The organism is Kocuria turfanensis (genome assembly GCF_001580365.1).
Lineage (GTDB): Bacteria > Actinomycetota > Actinomycetes > Actinomycetales > Micrococcaceae > Kocuria > Kocuria turfanensis.
This window is the reverse complement of sequence record NZ_CP014481.1, coordinates 24004-39962: the sequence shown is the minus strand read 5'-3', so window position 1 is coordinate 39962 and position 15959 is coordinate 24004. Positions and strand designations below refer to the sequence as shown.

The following is a 15959-nucleotide window of genomic DNA, read 5'->3' as shown; positions in this document are numbered from 1 at the left end:
GGCCAAGAAATCGTGGAGACACACCCCACACCGCTACCGGTTGCGGTTGCGGTGTGCAACGATGACTTCATGACCGAGTACCAGCAACCGAAGCTGCAAGGACACAAAGTGGCGCTGTCCACGCGTGTGTCTCCTGAGCAGCATCGCGCGGCCGTCGAAGCGTCTCATCGAACGGGACTCAGCATGGCCGAGTACATCGGTGCCTTGATCGACCGCGATGCGGGACGACCCAACAAGCTCGACAATAGGGAGGAGCCGCGCCTACCGCTGGCTAACTCTGCTTAAAAGACTGACGGCCCGCCTTGGCAGGGCGGGCCGTCGAAGTCATCCGGCTGTCGCAAGTTTGGCGACCTAGACAGCCGTTTCAACAGCTAACTGAATCGGAACCTGTCATGAACCCAATACCAGGGGACTGTTGTGTCCCCTAGTGTACCTGAGGCGCGTCCGCAAATGGACCCCTCTGCACTACGTCACGCCGATTTTCGGTCACACTCCGCCCCTGACGCTGCCCTCGAGGCCTCCGGGGAGCTCCCCTCGCACCGTCGGCGGGTGCGGGTGGCCTACGAACGCTCCAAGGCCGTGGTGCTGCGCGCCGTCCCGAAGGGGTGCCGGCTGGCCCGGCACGTGGTCGCCTGGAAGCGCGTCGTGCTGGAGCACCCGGCCCTGGAGCTGATGCGCGCCGATGGCCGGGCCAACATGGCCGCCCTCATCGAGGTGATTGCCGTCCAGCAGGACCCGGCCTCACGGACCTGGCGCACCACCTGGGCCTGGGTCGCGGAACGCCTCGGGGTGCACGAGGACTCGGTGGGGCGGATGATCCGCCGGCTCAAAGACTGGGGGCTGCTGGCAGTGGTGGCCACCGGGCGGTCGGCCCGCTACACCCCGCGGGCCACAGGCAAGAAGCAGGGCGAGGCCCCCGTCTACGCCCTGACCGTCCCCGCGCCTCCGGTTCCTGCACCCACGCCGACCGAGAAGACGGAAGAGGAGGCAGCAGTGTCTGTGGATATAAATGTCGGCCCGGTCCCCCCGGAGGGGGTATGTTCTCCCCCGCACGCGCGCGAGAGCCTTTCCCCAAAGGACGCGGCTGCGCCGCGGCCCTCTGCCAAGGCCGCCGCGCAGCGGCGGGAAATCCAAGCCGCCCTTGCCCAACGGACAGCTCCGCTGTGGCCGGCTCATGCGACGGTTCAGCCTTCGAGGGTGGGGGCGCCCCGGTCGGATTGGAAGCAGGCTTATCGTTGGGCGGGGTTGGAGATCCAGCACCATGCGCTGGTGCTGCGGCGGATCACCACCGCCTACGTGGTCTCGGTGGCCAAGACCCACTTCCGGGCCGGCTGGAGTGTCGCTGACGTGCTCCACGCCCTGGACTGGGCACCTAACGGCCACCGCTACCCCCACGACGCGGCCACCGGCATCACCCACCCCGGGGCCTGGTTCGCCGCCCGGCTGCGCGCCTGGACCCACCAGGACGGCACCCCGCACCGTTCCCCCGACCAACGCGCGGCTGCCGAGGCCGAGCAGCGCCGGGCCGAGGCGGTCGCGGCCGCGGCCCGGCGCACCGCCCGGCAGGCGGCCGGCGAGGCTACGGCGGGGGGTGTGGCCGTTAGGTCTGCGGAGGTGGCCCGGGTGGATGGGCGCCCGTTCAGGGTCCGGTGGGCCGCACAGATCGCCGCCGGGGCCGCGGCTGCCCGCAGCCTCCAGGGGTGACCGGGCGGTGGTGGGCAGTGACATAAAGGTGGTGCGGGTATCGCTGAGACGGTGTTGGGGCGGTGGTGTCGGGGAGGATGGGGTCATGACACGGGATGCGGATCCGTTGGTGGAGGATTTGGTGGTGCTGTTCACCGGCCTGCACGAGGTGCTGGTGGGTCAGGCGGCCGCCCCGAGTGCGGTGACCCAGATCGCCCAGCTGGCCGTGCACCTGATCGGCCCGGCGGCCGGGGCCGGGGTGTCTTTGCTAGAACCGGGCGGGGCTCAGATCACCGCGGCGGCCACGGATGCGGTGGTCGAGGCCGTCGACGGGGTCGAGGACGAGCTCGGGGAAGGCCCGTGTTTGAGTGCGTGGGCCAGTGCGGTCCCCGAACGCGTCGAGGACACCGGGACAGAGACCCGATGGCCGGGTTGGTCGACGGCCGTGACCGGGATGGGGGTGGGCGCGGTGCTGGCCGTGCCCTTGGTGGCCGGCGGTCAGACCCTGGGCGTGATCAAGGTCTACGCCACCACCCCTCACGCCTTCAGTGCCACCGATGAGCGGTCCTTGGAGCTACTGGCCGCAGCCTTGGCCGCCCTGCTCACCGGAGGCCAGGCCAGCCAGGACCCACCCCGGGTGAGCACGGCGCTGCGTGCGGTGCTCACCCGCCGGCAGACCGTCGACACCGCCACCGGGGTGTTGATGGAACGCCACCACCTGGACCGGACCCAGGCAATGGCTCGCCTGCAGGAGGCCGCCGAGCACGAGCACCAATCGGTGCCCGAGGCCGCCCGCCGGCTCCTGGACCCCCCGGAAGGACCCGTGCGGTAACCCAGACCGCATGGGCCCGGTCGTCGCAGGATCCAGGGCTGCAAACAGACCACCGGTGGTGCCGACAGTGACCGGCTGAGCTCCGCACAAGGAACGCGCATGCTGTCATCTTGGTCGGAATCGATCGGTCCCGCTCTGGTGCTGGTTACGGTGGGGACCATGCCGATGACGCACTACCGGCGAATGAGCCCCGCCCAGGCCGAGGCCGCTCTGGAGGAGTTCCTGTCTGAGCGGGTTCCGGCCCTGCAGCGGTTGCGCGCCGAACTCGCTGCTCAGGGCATGGACCCGGAGGCGGCCCTGGATGGCACCGCGGCATCGTTGACTCCGCTGTGGGCGTGGATCACCGGTCGGCGGGCGGAGTTGGCCGCGGATCCCACGGTGGAGGATGCGGTGGAGCCGCGGGAGAGGTGGTCGTCCTGGGCGAGGCACACCGTGACCAGCATGCATGTGCCCTCGGCAACGATGTTCGTGCTGCTGGACGGCCTGGTCTCCTATCTGGCCCAGGTGATGATCCTCGGCGCCCCGACTGCGGCGTGGGGCCTGGGTTCCCCGGGAGACCCACGGCATCATCTGCACCAGCATCCGGTGCTGCTCGGGGGTGGGCAGCAGATCTTCGTGCCGACCTTGCCGATGGCCGGGATGCTACGGCTCAAACGCGGGGAACCCTCACTGGGGGAGAACGAGCTGGCCGAGTACGCGGCGGCGATGATCGCCGCCCTGCACGATGAGCACCCACCGCTGATGGTGGATCCACCGGTGTTGGTGGTCGCCGCCCCGACCGGCTTCGATGTCGGGGTGCGCGCCGACATTGCCGGCCAGCACCCCGGGCTGGTGGCCCGGCTGGCCACCGAGTTGGCCGCCCAGGACGGCGTCACCGCGGTCGACCGGACAGCAACCGATGCCCTGGAAGCGAACGCCCCGGGGTGGGATCCCGAGGACCTGCAGCGGTGGGTGAGCGGGTGGCTGAGGATTTATCTTCCCTTCGACCGCTGACCCCGGCTGGTCCCGCCCGGTCCACCGCGTGGCCGGGGGTGCGCCGCACCGTCCGCACCGGGCTGCAGCGGGGAGCCGTCCAGGCCACCTGCCCGGGGGTCCTGGCAGGTCGGTGTGACCGACCTCGTATTCGGTCACGTCCAGGGCGGGTGCTCCCGAGGTGGCCGCAGCACGATCCTTAGACCTGATCCGGGCTCTGCCGGAGGGCGGCCATTGCCTGCGACGTCGGTGGTCCCCGGTGCTGGTGCCCGCAGTGACCCAGATGTGGCTGGAGGCGGTACACGGCCCCCCGGCCTGTACCGCCTCCAACACTCACCCCTTGAAGCAGACTGCTGGTCGTACCCGCCCACAGGACACCGTTGTCTGCTGTGCGCGGCGCCAGTCTGGGGCCTGACGACGATGGAACCTGCCCCCACGGCGAGCCCCGTTCGTCCTCTGCCCCCACCATGAACCATGGCCTGACCAGCGGCAACAATATGCGAAATGTTGCACCGGTCACACTGAATCGCGCCTCGCCGGACGGTACAGCACTCGAGCACCACCACCACACCATGCTCTGTCCCGGGGCGCGTACGGCATGCGGGCAACCCCGGGCACCGAGGGCTGCTCCCCCACTCCCCCTGGGGTGCGACCGAGGCTTCCGTCAGTGGAGGGGTCTCCAGCTCATCGCCGGTCAGCCGGACAGCTCCTCGTCCTCGGTGGCCTTTTCGGCGTGTCCGGGCCACGCACCAGCATCCGCTGGAGGGGTCCTGGTCCGGGTTCCGGCCCGGGTTCTCCTATCCGGCCCAGGACCGCTTCGACGCTGCCCATCCGGTGCCGGGTGCCGTCTGCGTTGCGGGGTGTCGAGGCGTCATGTGCGCTGTGACTGGCGGTAATGTCGTCAGGGTCGATCTGTGCCCCTCGGCTGACCCCCCTTCAGGTCGGGGTGCGGCGCGGTCGTCGGTGTCCTCACCGCTGGTGGGGACCCACGCGGGCCCTGTCATCCCCCCCATGAGCAGGGCCCGTCGTCTTTCCTGCCGCCGCGACCCCGCCGGGGTGGGGTCCGCGGGGCCGCCGGTGGCTGCGCTGAGTGCCGGGCCCTCACCGGCGCTGCTGCTCCGGTCCCCAGAGGAATCAACGTCGGCGGATCAAGGCTGATGTGCGGCGACCGGCTCAGATGTTGCCGGCCGTGAGCTCGGAGCCAACAGCGGGATGGCCGTGGTGTGGTCGTGGGGGTTGCTGGAAGTGAGGGTCTCGGGCACTGGGGTGCAGGCGGCGATCGTGTGCGCGGTGGTGATGAAGGCTCGTGCGGCAGGGCTGACGGTGTCTTCACGCCAGGCGATGCTCACGGTCGAGGGCGGAAGATCGGCGACCGGGACGAACGTCAGGCCGGGCCAGTTGTAGAAGCGTTGGGTGGAGGTCTGGGTGAAGGCGATGCCCTGGTGGCTGAGGATGGCTTCGAAACACTCGTCAACGGTTGTCACGTCGGCGCCGATCCGTGCGGGTTGTCCGCCTCGGGCGTCGGTGGCCAGCCAGAAGTCTCGCCAGATCTCTGGGGCATGGCGGGCAATGAAGGGTTCTTCCAGGACTTCATCGACGAACACCATGGGTCGGGAGGCGAGGCGGAAGGACTTCGGCATCACCAGCACGCGCGGTTCCGTAAACAACTCTTCGACCTGCAGACCGTCGGTGTGTGGGACTGGCGGGCGGATGAAGGCTACACCGGTGCTGCCATCGGCTAGGTGTAAGAGGGCATGACGTTATTGGCGCGGGCCGGGGTGCGTGAGGCCGGGGGCTGATCGCCGCAGGCGGTGTGGGGCCGATGGTAGTTGAAGTGGTTCACCCAGACCCCGATCGCGTCCCGGCGGTCCTGCTCACTGGAATAGGGGCGGGCGTAGAGGACCTCGTCGGCCAGCAGTCGGTTGTACCGCTCGACCTTGCCGTTGTGCCGGGGCGTATAGGGCTTGATGCGCTGGTGCCGGCCGGCGAGGGCCTCCACGCACCGGGTGAAGTCGCGGGCCTTGTAGTTGGCGCCGTTGTCCGTGACGACTCGGTGGATCCTCTGGATCCCGTGGGCGGAGAAGAAGGCTCTTGCCCGGCAGAAGAACCCGATCGTCGTCACCGCCTTCTCGTCGGCCAGGGCCTCGGTGTAGGCCAGCCTCGAGAAGCCGTCCACGGCCGAGTGCAGGTAGGTGTAGCCGACCTTCGCCCCGGGCCCGCGCTTGGACTGCTTGGCCTCGGCGCTGCCGCGGCCGTGGGCGCGCCAGCCGCCGCCGTCGGGGATCCGCCCGACCTTCTTCACGTCCAGGTGGACCATGTGCCCGGGCCAGGCGGCACGGATCCGCTGGGGTGGGCGTCGCAGGTCGTCCCCCGCCGGGGTGAGGTCGCGCAGCCGGGAGATGCCCAGGCGGGCCAGCCANGAGATAGCGGGCCACCCAGGTCGCCACCGTGGGGCGGCTGACCCGGAACTCGGCGGCCACATGGGCCTTCGGGATCCCGTCCTCGAGGTGACGGCGGACCATGCGCAGCCGGCCGGTCGGGGTCAAAGGTGCATTAATGTGGGGCATGAACGGGCTCTCTTGCTGCGGACGGACGGTGTAGGAACTTCCATCCTGTGGCGAGGAGCCCGTTCCTCATCTCACCGGCACACCCGCGGCAAGAACCTCATGCCCCACAACAGCTAGGCCGGCGGTGGGGTCGGCGAAGGGGTAAGACCGCATCTGCACCTGGATCTCAGGATGCTCCTGCCGGAAGGCGGCCAGCACTTTTGGGGTCAGCTCGGCTGCGGCGTTGGCCTGGAAGCCCACCACGAGCTTCTGTCCCATCCCTTGCGCGGCGGCACGGGTGGCTTCAGCTGCGACATTGGCTGCGGCCAAGAGAGCCCGGGCATGGTCCAGGAGGACCTCCCCGGCCGGGGTGAGACTGGCTCCGCGACTGGAACGGAACAGCAACGGGGCGCCCATGGAGTGCTCGAGGTTGCGGATCTGCACGCTCAAGGACGGTTGGGCGATGTGAAGCCGAGCAGCGGCGCGCCCGAAGTGCAGCTCTTCGGCGACAGCGACGAAGTACCGCAGGACACGCAGCTCGAAGGGTGGCTGCATGTCCTCACGGTATAGACCACCCCGGCACCGAGCCAATAGTCGTGTCCTATTGCGGCATAGCACACCGGTCATAGCCCTGTGACTCAGACCACGATCCAATAGGAGTGGCCAATCGCCACGGAAAGCCCGAGACCACCGGGAAGGACCATGACATGACTGCCACCACCGAGACCACCTCCACCCAGCAATGGGCCGAGGCCTTTCGCACTGCCAATGACCAGGATCCGGAGATCCAGGCGCACGGGAAGTACTTCACCTGTTCCTATCTGCTGGACATGGACGACCACACCGTCGTGGTGCGGATGAACGCCGGGCGTGTCGCTGAGATCAGCATCGATCCTGGCCCCTTGGGTGCCCCGTACCAGTTCGCCATCCGTGCCAGTGCCGCCACCTGGCGGGAGTTCGGGGTGGAGATGCCGGCGCCGATGTTCCACGGCATCTGGTCGGCGTCCTTCCAGCGCGACATGCGCCTGGAAGGGGATGTGCTGGTGCTGATGCAGAACCTGCGCTGTATCACCCGTCAGATCGAACTGCTGCGCACCGTCGGCGTCCCCGTCTGACTCCTCTGCACCGCCTGGAAAAGGAGAACTCTCATGGCTCGCATCTCACCTGTCACCGGCCACTACGTCACCGTCGAGGTCGACGGCTTGGAGTACAAGGTCTTCTACCTCGAGAACGGCACCGGTCAGCCGCTGATCTGTCAGCACACCGCCGGCTGCCACAACCACCAGTGGCGGGATCTGCTCGAGGACGAGGAGATCACCGCCAACTACCGGGTCATCGCCTATGACCTGCCCCGGCACGGCAAGTCCGACCCGCCGGAGAACACGGCATGGTGGACCGAGGAGTACAAGCTCACCGCCGATCACTACGCCAACTTCATTCTCGCGCTGTGCGATGCCCTGGAGTTGGAGAACCCGATCTTCATGGGTTCCTCCTTCGGCGGTAACATCGCCCTGCAGCTGGCCTACCGGCGCCCGGACCGCTTCGCCGCGGTCATCCCGGTGGAGGGGGCGGACTACTCCCCGGGCTTCTACCTGGACTGGTGGCAGCACCCGCACGCCAACGCCGCCCAGGTCTGCGCCAGTGGAACGTGGGATCTGATGGCCCCGCAGTCCCCGGATGCCGATCGGTGGAAGACCTGGTTCTACTACACCCAGGGCTCGGAGGCCTTCAAGGGGGATTTGCACTTCTACTCCGTGGACCACGATCTGCGCGGCAAGCTCGGAGACATTGACACCGATCAGTGCGCGGTGGTGATGCTCACTGGCGAGTACGACTACCTCACCACCCCCGAGGACGGGGCGCGCACGGCCTCACAGATCCGCAATGCGGACTTCATCGAGATGAAGGAGATCGGCCACTTCCCGATGAGCGAGAACTACCCCGTGTTCGCCGGCTACCTCAAGCAGGCCCTGGAAGCGATCAAGACCAAGAAGGGGGCCTCCGTCAGCTCCTGAGCCTGGCCCTACCGCGGCCACCGACAGACGAAGCCACCCTTCACCTGCCGGAACCCCAACATCCACCAGGGGTAAACCAACCCAAGGACCCGTCCCGCTCCCACCGAGGACGGGTCCTTGGCATGTCCGGTCCACCGGCCAGAATCCGGAGCATCAGCACGGGACAACCGTAGATATATACGTATATAGCGAGTTTGAGAATTCAAATATCGAACGTGTGTTCTATTGTGGTTGCATGAGACCACCAGTACCGCTGACCATTGACGACCCGGTGCTGGTGAACGCGGTCCTGGTCCGGGTCCCGGCCGGGTTCCCCTCCCCCGCCCAGGACAGCTTCGACGACGGGAGGATCGACCTCAACGAGGTTCTGATCCGCGATGTGACCTCCACCTATCTCTTCCGCGTCACCGGGGACTCCATGGAAGGCATCGGGATCTACTCCGGCGACGAGGTCCTCGTGGACCGGTCACTGACCCCGCGGGACGGCAATGTGGTGATCGCGGTGCTGGACGGGGACTTCACCATCAAAACCCTCCACGTCTACCCCGACCGGGTGGTACTGCACCCGGAGAACCCGGCCTACCCCGACGTCGAGGTTCCGTCCCTGTCGGAACTGGTGGTCTGGGGTGTGGTGGTCTACGGCATCCGCCACGTCAGATGAACGAAGTTGCATCAGATGCACGATTTCGCCTGGTGACAGTGCCGACGTTTGACATCAGGGTGTCTATCCGATCCGGTGAACCCCTCGTCATGCAGAAGGCTCTCGGATAGTCTCTGCATTAGATGCATGATTCGCCCATTTGGTGATGGGGTTCTGATGGTGAAGGCCGAAGTGCCGCAGGGGGCGGCCTCCTTGGTGCTGGCCCCTGGTGTGACCTTTCTGCAGGAGGAAGAAGCCGTCTTCGAGGCCATGGTCCAGGGGTGGTCGGCGCAGATGATCGGCGGGCGTGGACTTCAGCGGCGGTCCGTGGCCGCGGTGGTGTCCACGGTGCGGCGGTTCCAGGCCAGCACCAACGAGTGGCCGTGGCGGTGGAGTCCGCAGTTGTTCGATGAGTGGATGACCGACCGGGTCAGCACCCGGGCGCTGGCCCCCACCACCATCCGCTCCTACCAGTACGCGGTGCGTTCTTTCTGCGCCTATCTGTGCTCGGAGCACTACGGGTGGGTCGCCCAGTGCGAAGGGCGCTTCGGTGAGCCCCCGAGCCAGATCTGTCACGAGGAGAACACCGCCCAGCACCTGCAGGGCTACGAGGGGCGCCCGGGGCGTCGGCCGTTGAGCCGGGATGAGCTGCAGAAGTTGTTCGATCGAGCCGATGCCGAGGTGGCGGCCCGGCTGGATGCCGGGCGCAAGGGCGCGGTGATCGCCTATCGCGACGCGACGCTGCTGAAGGTGGTCTACGCCTGGGGCTTGCGCGCCAATGAGGCCGCGCATCTGGATGTCACCGATTTCTACCGTAACCCGCACGCTGCCCAGTTCGGTGACTACGGGGTGCTGCAGGTCCGCTTCGGGAAGGCCTCCCGGGGTGGTGCGCCCAAACGCCGCTCGGTCGTCTCCCTCTTCGACTGGGCGGTGGAGGCCGTGGTCGACTACATCACCCACGTCCGTCCCCTGGTCGTGAAGAGCGCTTCCAGTGCGGCCTCTAATGCGCTGTGGTTGACCGAGCGCGGGACCCGGCTGCAGGCCCGTGACGTCGCGGACCGGTTCGGGTTCTACCGCGATGAGCTCGGCCTGGATCCGGACCTGTCCCCGCACTGTCTGCGCCACAGCTACGTGACCCATCTGATCGAGGACGGGGTGGACCCCCGCTTCGTCCAGGAACAGGCCGGTCACGTCTACCAGTCCACCACCGCGCTTTACACGGCCGTGAGCGGGGACTTCAAGAACAAGATGCTCCACGACGCGATCCGGGCCGTGCTGCCCACGACCCCGGGAGGGCAGAGACAGTGAAGGTCATCGGCTATGAGTGGAAGCTGCGGCAGGTGATGGCGGCTGCGGGGATGTTCAGTACCACCAAGCTCATCCCGGAACTGGAAGCGAGGGGTATCCATCTGTCGGCCAGCCAGGTCTACCGGCTGGCGGCGGAGAAACCGGAACGGCTGAGTCTGCACGTGCTGGTGGCCCTGATGGACATCTTCGGCTGCACCGCCGATGATCTCATCACCCGCGTCGATCTCGGCGCGGCCACCACTCGCACCCGCACCGGCACCGAGGCGGGGTCGCCCGAGGGCTCGGCTGATGCGTTGCGCGCCTCCGGGGCCCGGCCCAAGCGGGCCCAGATCGTGCCTCCCAGCGATGGTTGAGCACCCGGGGCGGTCTCTCACCGAGGTGATCAGCATGGTGGAGGCCGGTGTACCCGCCGACCGCCTCCGGGAGATCCTGGCCGTCATCGTCGTGCGGCCCCCCTCCGGGACCCGGCTGCTGGGTCAGCTTCAGGCGGACCCGGGGCTGTTGACCTCGGGGACCAATGCGATGCCGACCCTGCTGCAGCGCGTCATCGCCGCCCTGCTCGAGGCCGGTGCCACCTCGGTGCGTCTGCCGCGCTGCGCCGGCTGTGGTCTCGAGCGGATGTTGCCCGAACGCCTCGACGGGCACCGGGTCTGCTCCACGTGCAAGAAGCGGGCCGGCACCAGGGCCATCATCTGTCATTGCTGTCGACGAGAGCGTCAGCTCGCCTCCTGCGTTGGGGACGTCGACTACTGCGGGACCTGCTGGCGGGGCATGTACGGGCAAGCACCGGCGATCTTCGTCGCGGCCGCCCACGGCCTGATCCCCTCCCTGGATCCTGCGGTCCTGGCGGGGATCTTCGCCCAGCTTCCCGCCGTCCCCGGGCGCCGGTTGCGCTTGGCCCTGGAGGTCGCCGACTACGGAGCGGACTGGTTCGCAGCCCCTGCCCGGGGGTCGGCCCTCTTCGGTGTCCTCTACGATCAGCTGACCCACCAGGCACCCGAGTTGCCGCCGGCGTGCTGCGGGCACTGCGGGCAGCACCGGCCGCTGACCAACGTCTATGAAGGTCTGCGCTGCTGCTCCCGGTGCTACACCGCACTGCGATCCCAACCGTGCGACGGATGTGGGCGTACGGCCCCGATCGCCCGACGGATGACCGACGAGGCCCGGCTGTGCCAGGGGTGCGCGAAGGCCCTCCCGGATGCCTCAGACACCTGCACCCAGTGCGGCACCCACCAGCACATCGTCTACCGCGGCCCCGCCGGACCCGTCTGCGCCCCGTGCCGGCTCAACGCCCAGATGGACACTTGCACCCGGTGCGGGCAGACCAGACCGTGCCGGTTCCCCGGCACCCCGGACGCGATGTGCGAGAAGTGCCGCAAGCGGAGGGAGACATGCTCCCGGTGCGGCCAGGAGCGGGTCGTCGCCACCCGGGATGAGCACGGGGCCCCGATCTGCCACAGCTGCCACCACATCCTCGAGCCCTGCAGCGTCTGCCACCGACACCGGCGCGTCGTGGGACGGGTGAAGGGGGCGCCCCTGTGCGAATACTGCTACCCGCGCCACCCGGTCAGCTTCCGCGACTGCACCCGCTGCGGCCGCCACGCCAAGCTGAAACGCACCGGGCTGTGCGACCGGTGCACCGCCGATGACCAGCTCGCCACCTTGTTCCCCCCCGAACTGCTCGCCAGCAACGGGTCCGCCCGCACGATGCTCACCGACCTCCAGACCGGGAACCCCGGCACCATCCGCAATGCCTTCCACCGCCACCGCGCCGTGGAACTGCTACGCACGGTGTTGGCCACCCCGGAGCTGCTCGATCACGAGGCCCTCGACGAGCTGGGGCCCGAGTACACGACCCGGGCGGTGCGGGCGCTGCTGGTCGAGCACGGCCTGCTGCCCGCTCGCAATCTGCCGCTGGCCCGGTTCCAGGCGTGGATCCCCACCGCCGCCCAACTGATCGAGGACCCGGGTGAGCGGCAGGCGTTCCTCCAGTTCGCCACCTGGAAGCACCTGCGCGATCTCAGGAGCCGTACGGAACCCCTGTCCGGTCCGCTGGTCACCAGCCGCCGGCGCGAGCTGCGGATCGTGATTGAACTGCTCGCCTGGGCCCGGCACCGGGGCAAGACTCTGGCGACCCTGGATCAGGCCGACCTGGACCACTGGGCCACTACCGGCGCCGAAAGATACCTCGTGGGCGGCTTCCTCACCTGGGCCCACATCAACGGCCGCAGCCAGCCCCTGGAGATCACCCGCCCGCCCAGGACGTACCTGCTGGCCGGAGGACTCAGCGATGACCACCGACGCCAGGTCCTGGATGACGTCCTGGAGCGCGAGGCCATCGGGCCGGGGACGAAGCTGGCTGCCGCCCTGGTGCTGGTTTTCGGCATCCGCCCGGCCCAGATCACCCGGATCCGCCTGTGCGATATCCAGTCCACCGGCGGGACGGTTGAGGTCACGGTGGGACCGGAGCCGCTGCTGTTGCCCGTCCCCCTGGCCGAGTTGGCTACAGGGGCCGCGGCGGACCGCACCGCACGCCGGATGCTGGCCCCCGCCCGCGACCACCACTGGCTGTACCCGGGCGCCCAACCAGGGACACCCTTGTCGGCGGCCGCTCTGGTGCGACGGCTGGCCGCCGCCGGTGTCCTGGTGGCTCCGGCCCGGACCGGGGCGCTGACCACCCTGTCCCAACAGCTGCCACCACCCGTGCTCGCCGACCTCATTGGCATGCACCTGGCCACCGCCGTGCGCTGGCGCAGTACCGTCGCCGCCAGCAACGCTCACTACGCCGGACTGCTGCTCGCCGCCGAAGAGAGCCCAACCGCAGTGCTGCGAACCGTGCTTCCCTCGGCATCCAGCACAGCGCAGCCCTGAGCGTCGCAAGCCGGAGTGATCCGCGGCGTCGTTTGGTTCACCGCCGGGTGGGCGAACTCGTCATCCGTGTTCGTGGGACCGCCGCCTGCGCGTCAGGTGTCGCAATCGGTGCAGTACTTGGCGCCTGGGCCCTCACGAGCGAGCTGGCTGCGGTGGTGAACCAGGAAGCAGGAGGCGCAGACGAATTCGTTCTCTCGCTCGGGAATGACCTGGATGGTCAGATTTTCCTCGATGAGGTCCGCGTCGGGCAGGTCGATGCTCTCGGCAGTGTCGTCGTCGTCTTCGAGGATCGGAGTTTGGGCGGTTGCGTTGCGTTGGGCGCGGATCTCCTCCAGCGATTCGCGGACCGGCTCGTCCTCAGGGGCTGTGCGGGGAGCGTCGTAATCGGTGGCCACGGGGTTTCCTCCCTACGGTCACGGCGGTGGTCACTGACGTGCCCGGTGTGTACGACCGCGCCGCCGAGGGTGGCCTGCGACCACGGGTTTGGCTGGTTCCCCCGGGGACGTCGAGAGTAGGCGCACCGATGAAGCCATCTCGGGCACCGCGCTCAGGCTCACAGCCGGCCACGGGGCTGCCGAGGACGGGGACCAGGCGGGGGCGGGACGGTGATCGGGCAGCTCGGCAGGGGTGAGAATCTGCACCGGGCTGGTGACCTCGTGCGGGCACTCGTCGTGGTCAAGCGCCCAGCGCAGCAAATCCACCGCGGGGGCCTCCACATGGGCGGCGGAGGTGAGATCGACGCTGACGATCACCGGCGGGAGCAACGTCCGGGCCCGTGCCACCACGGGGGACAGGGCCTGCTGGCTGGCCTCGGTCAGGCATCCGGTGACGAGCAGACACACATAGCGGCCGTCGAGGTCGACCTGGACAAGCACCGAGAGCTGGTGATCCATAGGGGCACCCTTCATCGCGTGCACGATCACCGACGACCTGCCGGCGCCTGTCCACGCGAGGGAGGTCCCCCGGGGATCACAAGGGGATCTGCTGGAGCGTGCCCACATTTCCCTAACCGACGAGTACCTTTGAACCTGCCGTTGACAAGGGTGGATGCCGGGGCGGCCGGGGTGTCACCGGCCGGTGTCGGTCAGGCGGCAGCAAATCACGGCCGGGGCGCGGTCGGGGTGATGAGCGCATCCTCGCGCTCGAGTTCTTCCTCGCTGCGGTTCTCCGCGTCGTAGAGGGTGGGGTCCTTGACGTCGAGCTGGCGCATGATGACGTCGAGTTTGAGGTGCACGGCGGCGCTGTCGCGGTTCTGGGTGTTCTGGATGATGAACACCATCAGGAACGTGATCAGGGTGGTGAGGGTGTTGATGATCAGCTGCCAGGTGTCGGAGAAGTCCAGGAACGGCCCGCTCACCGCCCAGGCGACGATGAGCGCCGCGGCCAGCAGGAACATCCCGGGCCGGCCCAGGGCGTTGGCGGCAGCGGTGGTGAACCGGGCGAAGTGACCCGGGTGACTGTCGGTCTTCGAGGTGGTGGGCATGGTGTCCTTCCGGTTCATGATCCGCTTCAAGCGGTGAGGGTCGTCGACTTTCCCTCTGGGGCGTGGTGGATGAGGGCCAGCACCCTGCGTGCGATGTCTCCCAAGCTGTGGCCGGTCGCGTGGCTTCGCGTTGATGCCACACCCCGCAGCCATCACGCAGGATGTCGGCCACCACCACTTCGACCTGCTCCTGCTGGCCGTACTCGGCCAGCACCGGGCGGAGGAGCTCTGGCAGCCGCGCGACGACGTCGCCGGCCCGAGCGGGGTGCCGCTGGCCAGGGCGATCAGCCGCTGCTCGACCCCGGTGTGGCTGGTCCGCCACGACCACGCGCGCCGCAGGTGTGGTGGCCCGGGGACCCGGGGCGGGGCGTCAATGGACGGGTGCGGTGGAGGCGAGGGCGCTCTCGCGGGCGTCGAGCTCGGCAAGGACCTCCTGATGGCGGTCCAGGGTGAACGGGTGAGCCCCCTCCGGGGTGGTGAGGTACTCCCGGTCGAGCTGACGGCAGATCTGGCTGTGCAACACGTGCAGCTCGATCAGGGACAGAGCGCTCAGATCAGCCGGGAAAGCACAGTCCGGCCCCAAACAGGTGCTGGTGGCACCCTCGGTGGGGGCAGAGGCGGTCGGGCTCATGCCGCCACCTTCCGGGCCGGGCCCGTGCCGGCGGAGCTGTCGGGCGTCACCCGACTTTCCGGTGAGACGGTGATCCGGTGGTGGGGCAACACGTCCGGGACCACCAGGGCCACTGGGCGGCTACCGGCGGAGTCGGTGTCCTCGAGGGCGCGGCGCAGCAGCTCCATCCCGGTCGCCTCGATGTGGTGGGCCCCGGACAGGTCGACGGTGACGTGGATGCCGGGAGTCAGGATGCGGGCCCGGCGGATCAGCGGGTGCAGGGCGCGCTGGCTGGCCTCGGTGAGGCACCCGGTGGCGAGGACGCGGACGTACTCGCCGTCCAGATCGACCTGGACGGTCACGGAGAGCTTGTGATTCACAACAGCAGCTTTCGGCGTACACGAACGGTGGCGCGGCCGACTGCTTGACCACCCTTCAACAATAAGTGGTACAGCAACCGGCTTCCAGTCAGGCCCCGTGTCCGAGCAGGTGACCGAAGCGGCCCTGTCGGGCCCACCGGCGGTGCCGCGGCACAGCCGGTGGGCACGGGCAGACGGTCAGGCCTCGAAGTGGGTGCTGGCCGGTCCCTTGCCGACCTGGGCGACGAGGTCGGCGACCAGCTCGCGCAGCTTGACGTTGCGGTGGCTGGAGGCCGCCCGCAGGATCTCGAAGGTCTTCTCCTGGGTGCAGCGGTTCTGGCCCATGACGATGCCCACGGCCAGGTCGATGGTGGTCCGCGAGGCCATGGCCGCCTGCAGGTCCGCTTCGGTGTCGTGGTGGCGGGCCAGGCGCACAGCCAGGCGCACGGCCAGGCGCAGAATGGTGGAGGCCTCGGCGACCTGGCGCTGGATGACCTCCCGGGTTGCCGCGTCAAGGCGTCGGGGCGGTCGGCGTAGACGTCCAGGCCCGCGGTGGCCTCACCCCAGCTCCAGGGGCACGCCCAGAGCGGAGCGGATGCCGTTGGCCGCGGCGGCGGCCCCGTAGGCCGGCCACCTCGGG

Annotated in this window: 19 protein-coding genes and 1 pseudogene; 10 read left to right on the top strand and 10 right to left on the bottom strand. The window is 68.6% G+C overall.

Annotated features, from left to right (window positions below; all coding sequences use genetic code 11):
• The first annotated feature begins 69 nt into the window (after positions 1 to 69).
• The 4 genes from AYX06_RS19465 (at position 70) to AYX06_RS17235 (ending at position 3508) form a co-directional block, all read left to right on the top strand.
• On the top strand, positions 70 to 285 hold the full coding sequence (locus AYX06_RS19465; protein ID WP_075872786.1) for a hypothetical protein: 216 nt from the start codon (positions 70 to 72) through the stop codon (positions 283 to 285).
• A 270-nt stretch (positions 286 to 555) separates the two neighbouring features.
• Positions 556 to 1704: a hypothetical protein gene (locus AYX06_RS17245; protein WP_147017986.1), complete on the top strand. Its 1149-nt coding sequence runs from the start codon at positions 556 to 558 to the stop codon at positions 1702 to 1704.
• Positions 1705 to 1789: 85 nt separating this feature from the next.
• Positions 1790 to 2515 carry a GAF and ANTAR domain-containing protein gene (locus AYX06_RS17240; protein ID WP_062737178.1) on the top strand — a complete coding sequence of 242 codons (726 nt, stop codon included), beginning with the start codon at positions 1790 to 1792 and terminating at the stop codon, positions 2513 to 2515.
• 99 nt (positions 2516 to 2614) lie between these two features.
• Complete coding sequence (locus AYX06_RS17235) at positions 2615 to 3508, top strand: hypothetical protein (protein ID WP_062737177.1); 894 nt, start codon at positions 2615 to 2617, stop codon at positions 3506 to 3508.
• Positions 3509 to 4635: 1127 nt separating this feature from the next.
• Here the strand turns inward: AYX06_RS17235 and AYX06_RS17230 are convergent.
• From AYX06_RS17230 to AYX06_RS17220, 4 genes and pseudogenes are all read right to left on the bottom strand, one after another.
• Positions 4636 to 5169: a LysR substrate-binding domain-containing protein gene (locus AYX06_RS17230; RefSeq protein WP_232319478.1), complete on the bottom strand. Its 534-nt coding sequence runs from the start codon at positions 5167 to 5169 to the stop codon at positions 4636 to 4638.
• 56 nt (positions 5170 to 5225) lie between these two features.
• Positions 5226 to 5906: pseudogene (locus AYX06_RS17225) on the bottom strand (integrase core domain-containing protein); the annotation flags it as partial.
• Between the two features lies 1 nt (position 5907).
• On the bottom strand, positions 5908 to 6054 hold a 147-nt coding region (locus AYX06_RS20620; protein WP_407927999.1), incomplete at its 3' end, for a helix-turn-helix domain-containing protein.
• A 66-nt stretch (positions 6055 to 6120) separates the two neighbouring features.
• Positions 6121 to 6588, bottom strand: coding sequence for a LysR family transcriptional regulator (locus tag AYX06_RS17220; protein ID WP_084271796.1), 468 nt, complete (start codon positions 6586 to 6588; stop codon positions 6121 to 6123).
• A 152-nt stretch (positions 6589 to 6740) separates the two neighbouring features.
• Here AYX06_RS17220 and AYX06_RS17215 point away from each other — a divergent pair, with 152 nt between their 5' ends.
• From AYX06_RS17215 to AYX06_RS17190, 6 genes are all read left to right on the top strand, one after another.
• Entirely contained in the window at positions 6741 to 7148 is a 408-nt protein-coding gene (locus AYX06_RS17215) for a hypothetical protein (RefSeq protein WP_062737175.1), read from the top strand.
• Positions 7149 to 7181: 33 nt separating this feature from the next.
• Entirely contained in the window at positions 7182 to 8048 is an 867-nt protein-coding gene (locus tag AYX06_RS17210) for an alpha/beta fold hydrolase (protein WP_062737174.1), read from the top strand.
• 235 nt (positions 8049 to 8283) lie between these two features.
• The gene (locus AYX06_RS17205) at positions 8284 to 8709 is read left to right on the top strand and encodes a LexA family protein (RefSeq protein ID WP_062737173.1); all 426 of its coding nucleotides are present in this window, start codon (positions 8284 to 8286) and stop codon (positions 8707 to 8709) included.
• 156 nt (positions 8710 to 8865) lie between these two features.
• Entirely contained in the window at positions 8866 to 9996 is a 1131-nt protein-coding gene (locus AYX06_RS17200) for a tyrosine-type recombinase/integrase (RefSeq protein WP_062737172.1), read from the top strand.
• 35 nt (positions 9997 to 10031) lie between these two features.
• Positions 10032 to 10349, top strand: coding sequence for a helix-turn-helix domain-containing protein (locus AYX06_RS17195; protein ID WP_058859807.1), 318 nt, complete (start codon positions 10032 to 10034; stop codon positions 10347 to 10349).
• A complete protein-coding gene (locus AYX06_RS17190) occupies positions 10342 to 12867 on the top strand; it encodes a PHD finger domain-containing protein (RefSeq protein WP_147017866.1) in 2526 nt (841 codons plus the stop codon). Before AYX06_RS17195 ends, AYX06_RS17190 begins: the two co-directional genes overlap by 8 nt.
• Positions 12868 to 12959: 92 nt before the next feature.
• On the opposite strand, the gene AYX06_RS17185 is transcribed toward AYX06_RS17190, so the two are convergent.
• From AYX06_RS17185 to AYX06_RS20615, 6 genes are all read right to left on the bottom strand, one after another.
• Entirely contained in the window at positions 12960 to 13262 is a 303-nt protein-coding gene (locus tag AYX06_RS17185) for a DUF4193 domain-containing protein (RefSeq protein ID WP_058858386.1), read from the bottom strand.
• 30 nt (positions 13263 to 13292) lie between these two features.
• Complete coding sequence (locus AYX06_RS17180) at positions 13293 to 13760, bottom strand: hypothetical protein (protein ID WP_062737170.1); 468 nt, start codon at positions 13758 to 13760, stop codon at positions 13293 to 13295.
• Between the two features lie 206 nt (positions 13761 to 13966).
• Positions 13967 to 14350: a low affinity iron permease family protein gene (locus tag AYX06_RS17175; RefSeq protein WP_058859808.1), complete on the bottom strand. Its 384-nt coding sequence runs from the start codon at positions 14348 to 14350 to the stop codon at positions 13967 to 13969.
• 370 nt (positions 14351 to 14720) lie between these two features.
• Entirely contained in the window at positions 14721 to 14981 is a 261-nt protein-coding gene (locus AYX06_RS17170) for a hypothetical protein (RefSeq protein ID WP_058858388.1), read from the bottom strand.
• Positions 14978 to 15340, bottom strand: coding sequence for a hypothetical protein (locus AYX06_RS17165; RefSeq protein WP_062737169.1), 363 nt, complete (start codon positions 15338 to 15340; stop codon positions 14978 to 14980). Before AYX06_RS17165 ends, AYX06_RS17170 begins: the two co-directional genes overlap by 4 nt.
• Positions 15341 to 15517: 177 nt before the next feature.
• Positions 15518 to 15766: an ANTAR domain-containing protein gene (locus tag AYX06_RS20615; protein WP_058858390.1), complete on the bottom strand. Its 249-nt coding sequence runs from the start codon at positions 15764 to 15766 to the stop codon at positions 15518 to 15520.
• Between the last annotated feature and the right edge of the window lie 193 nt (positions 15767 to 15959).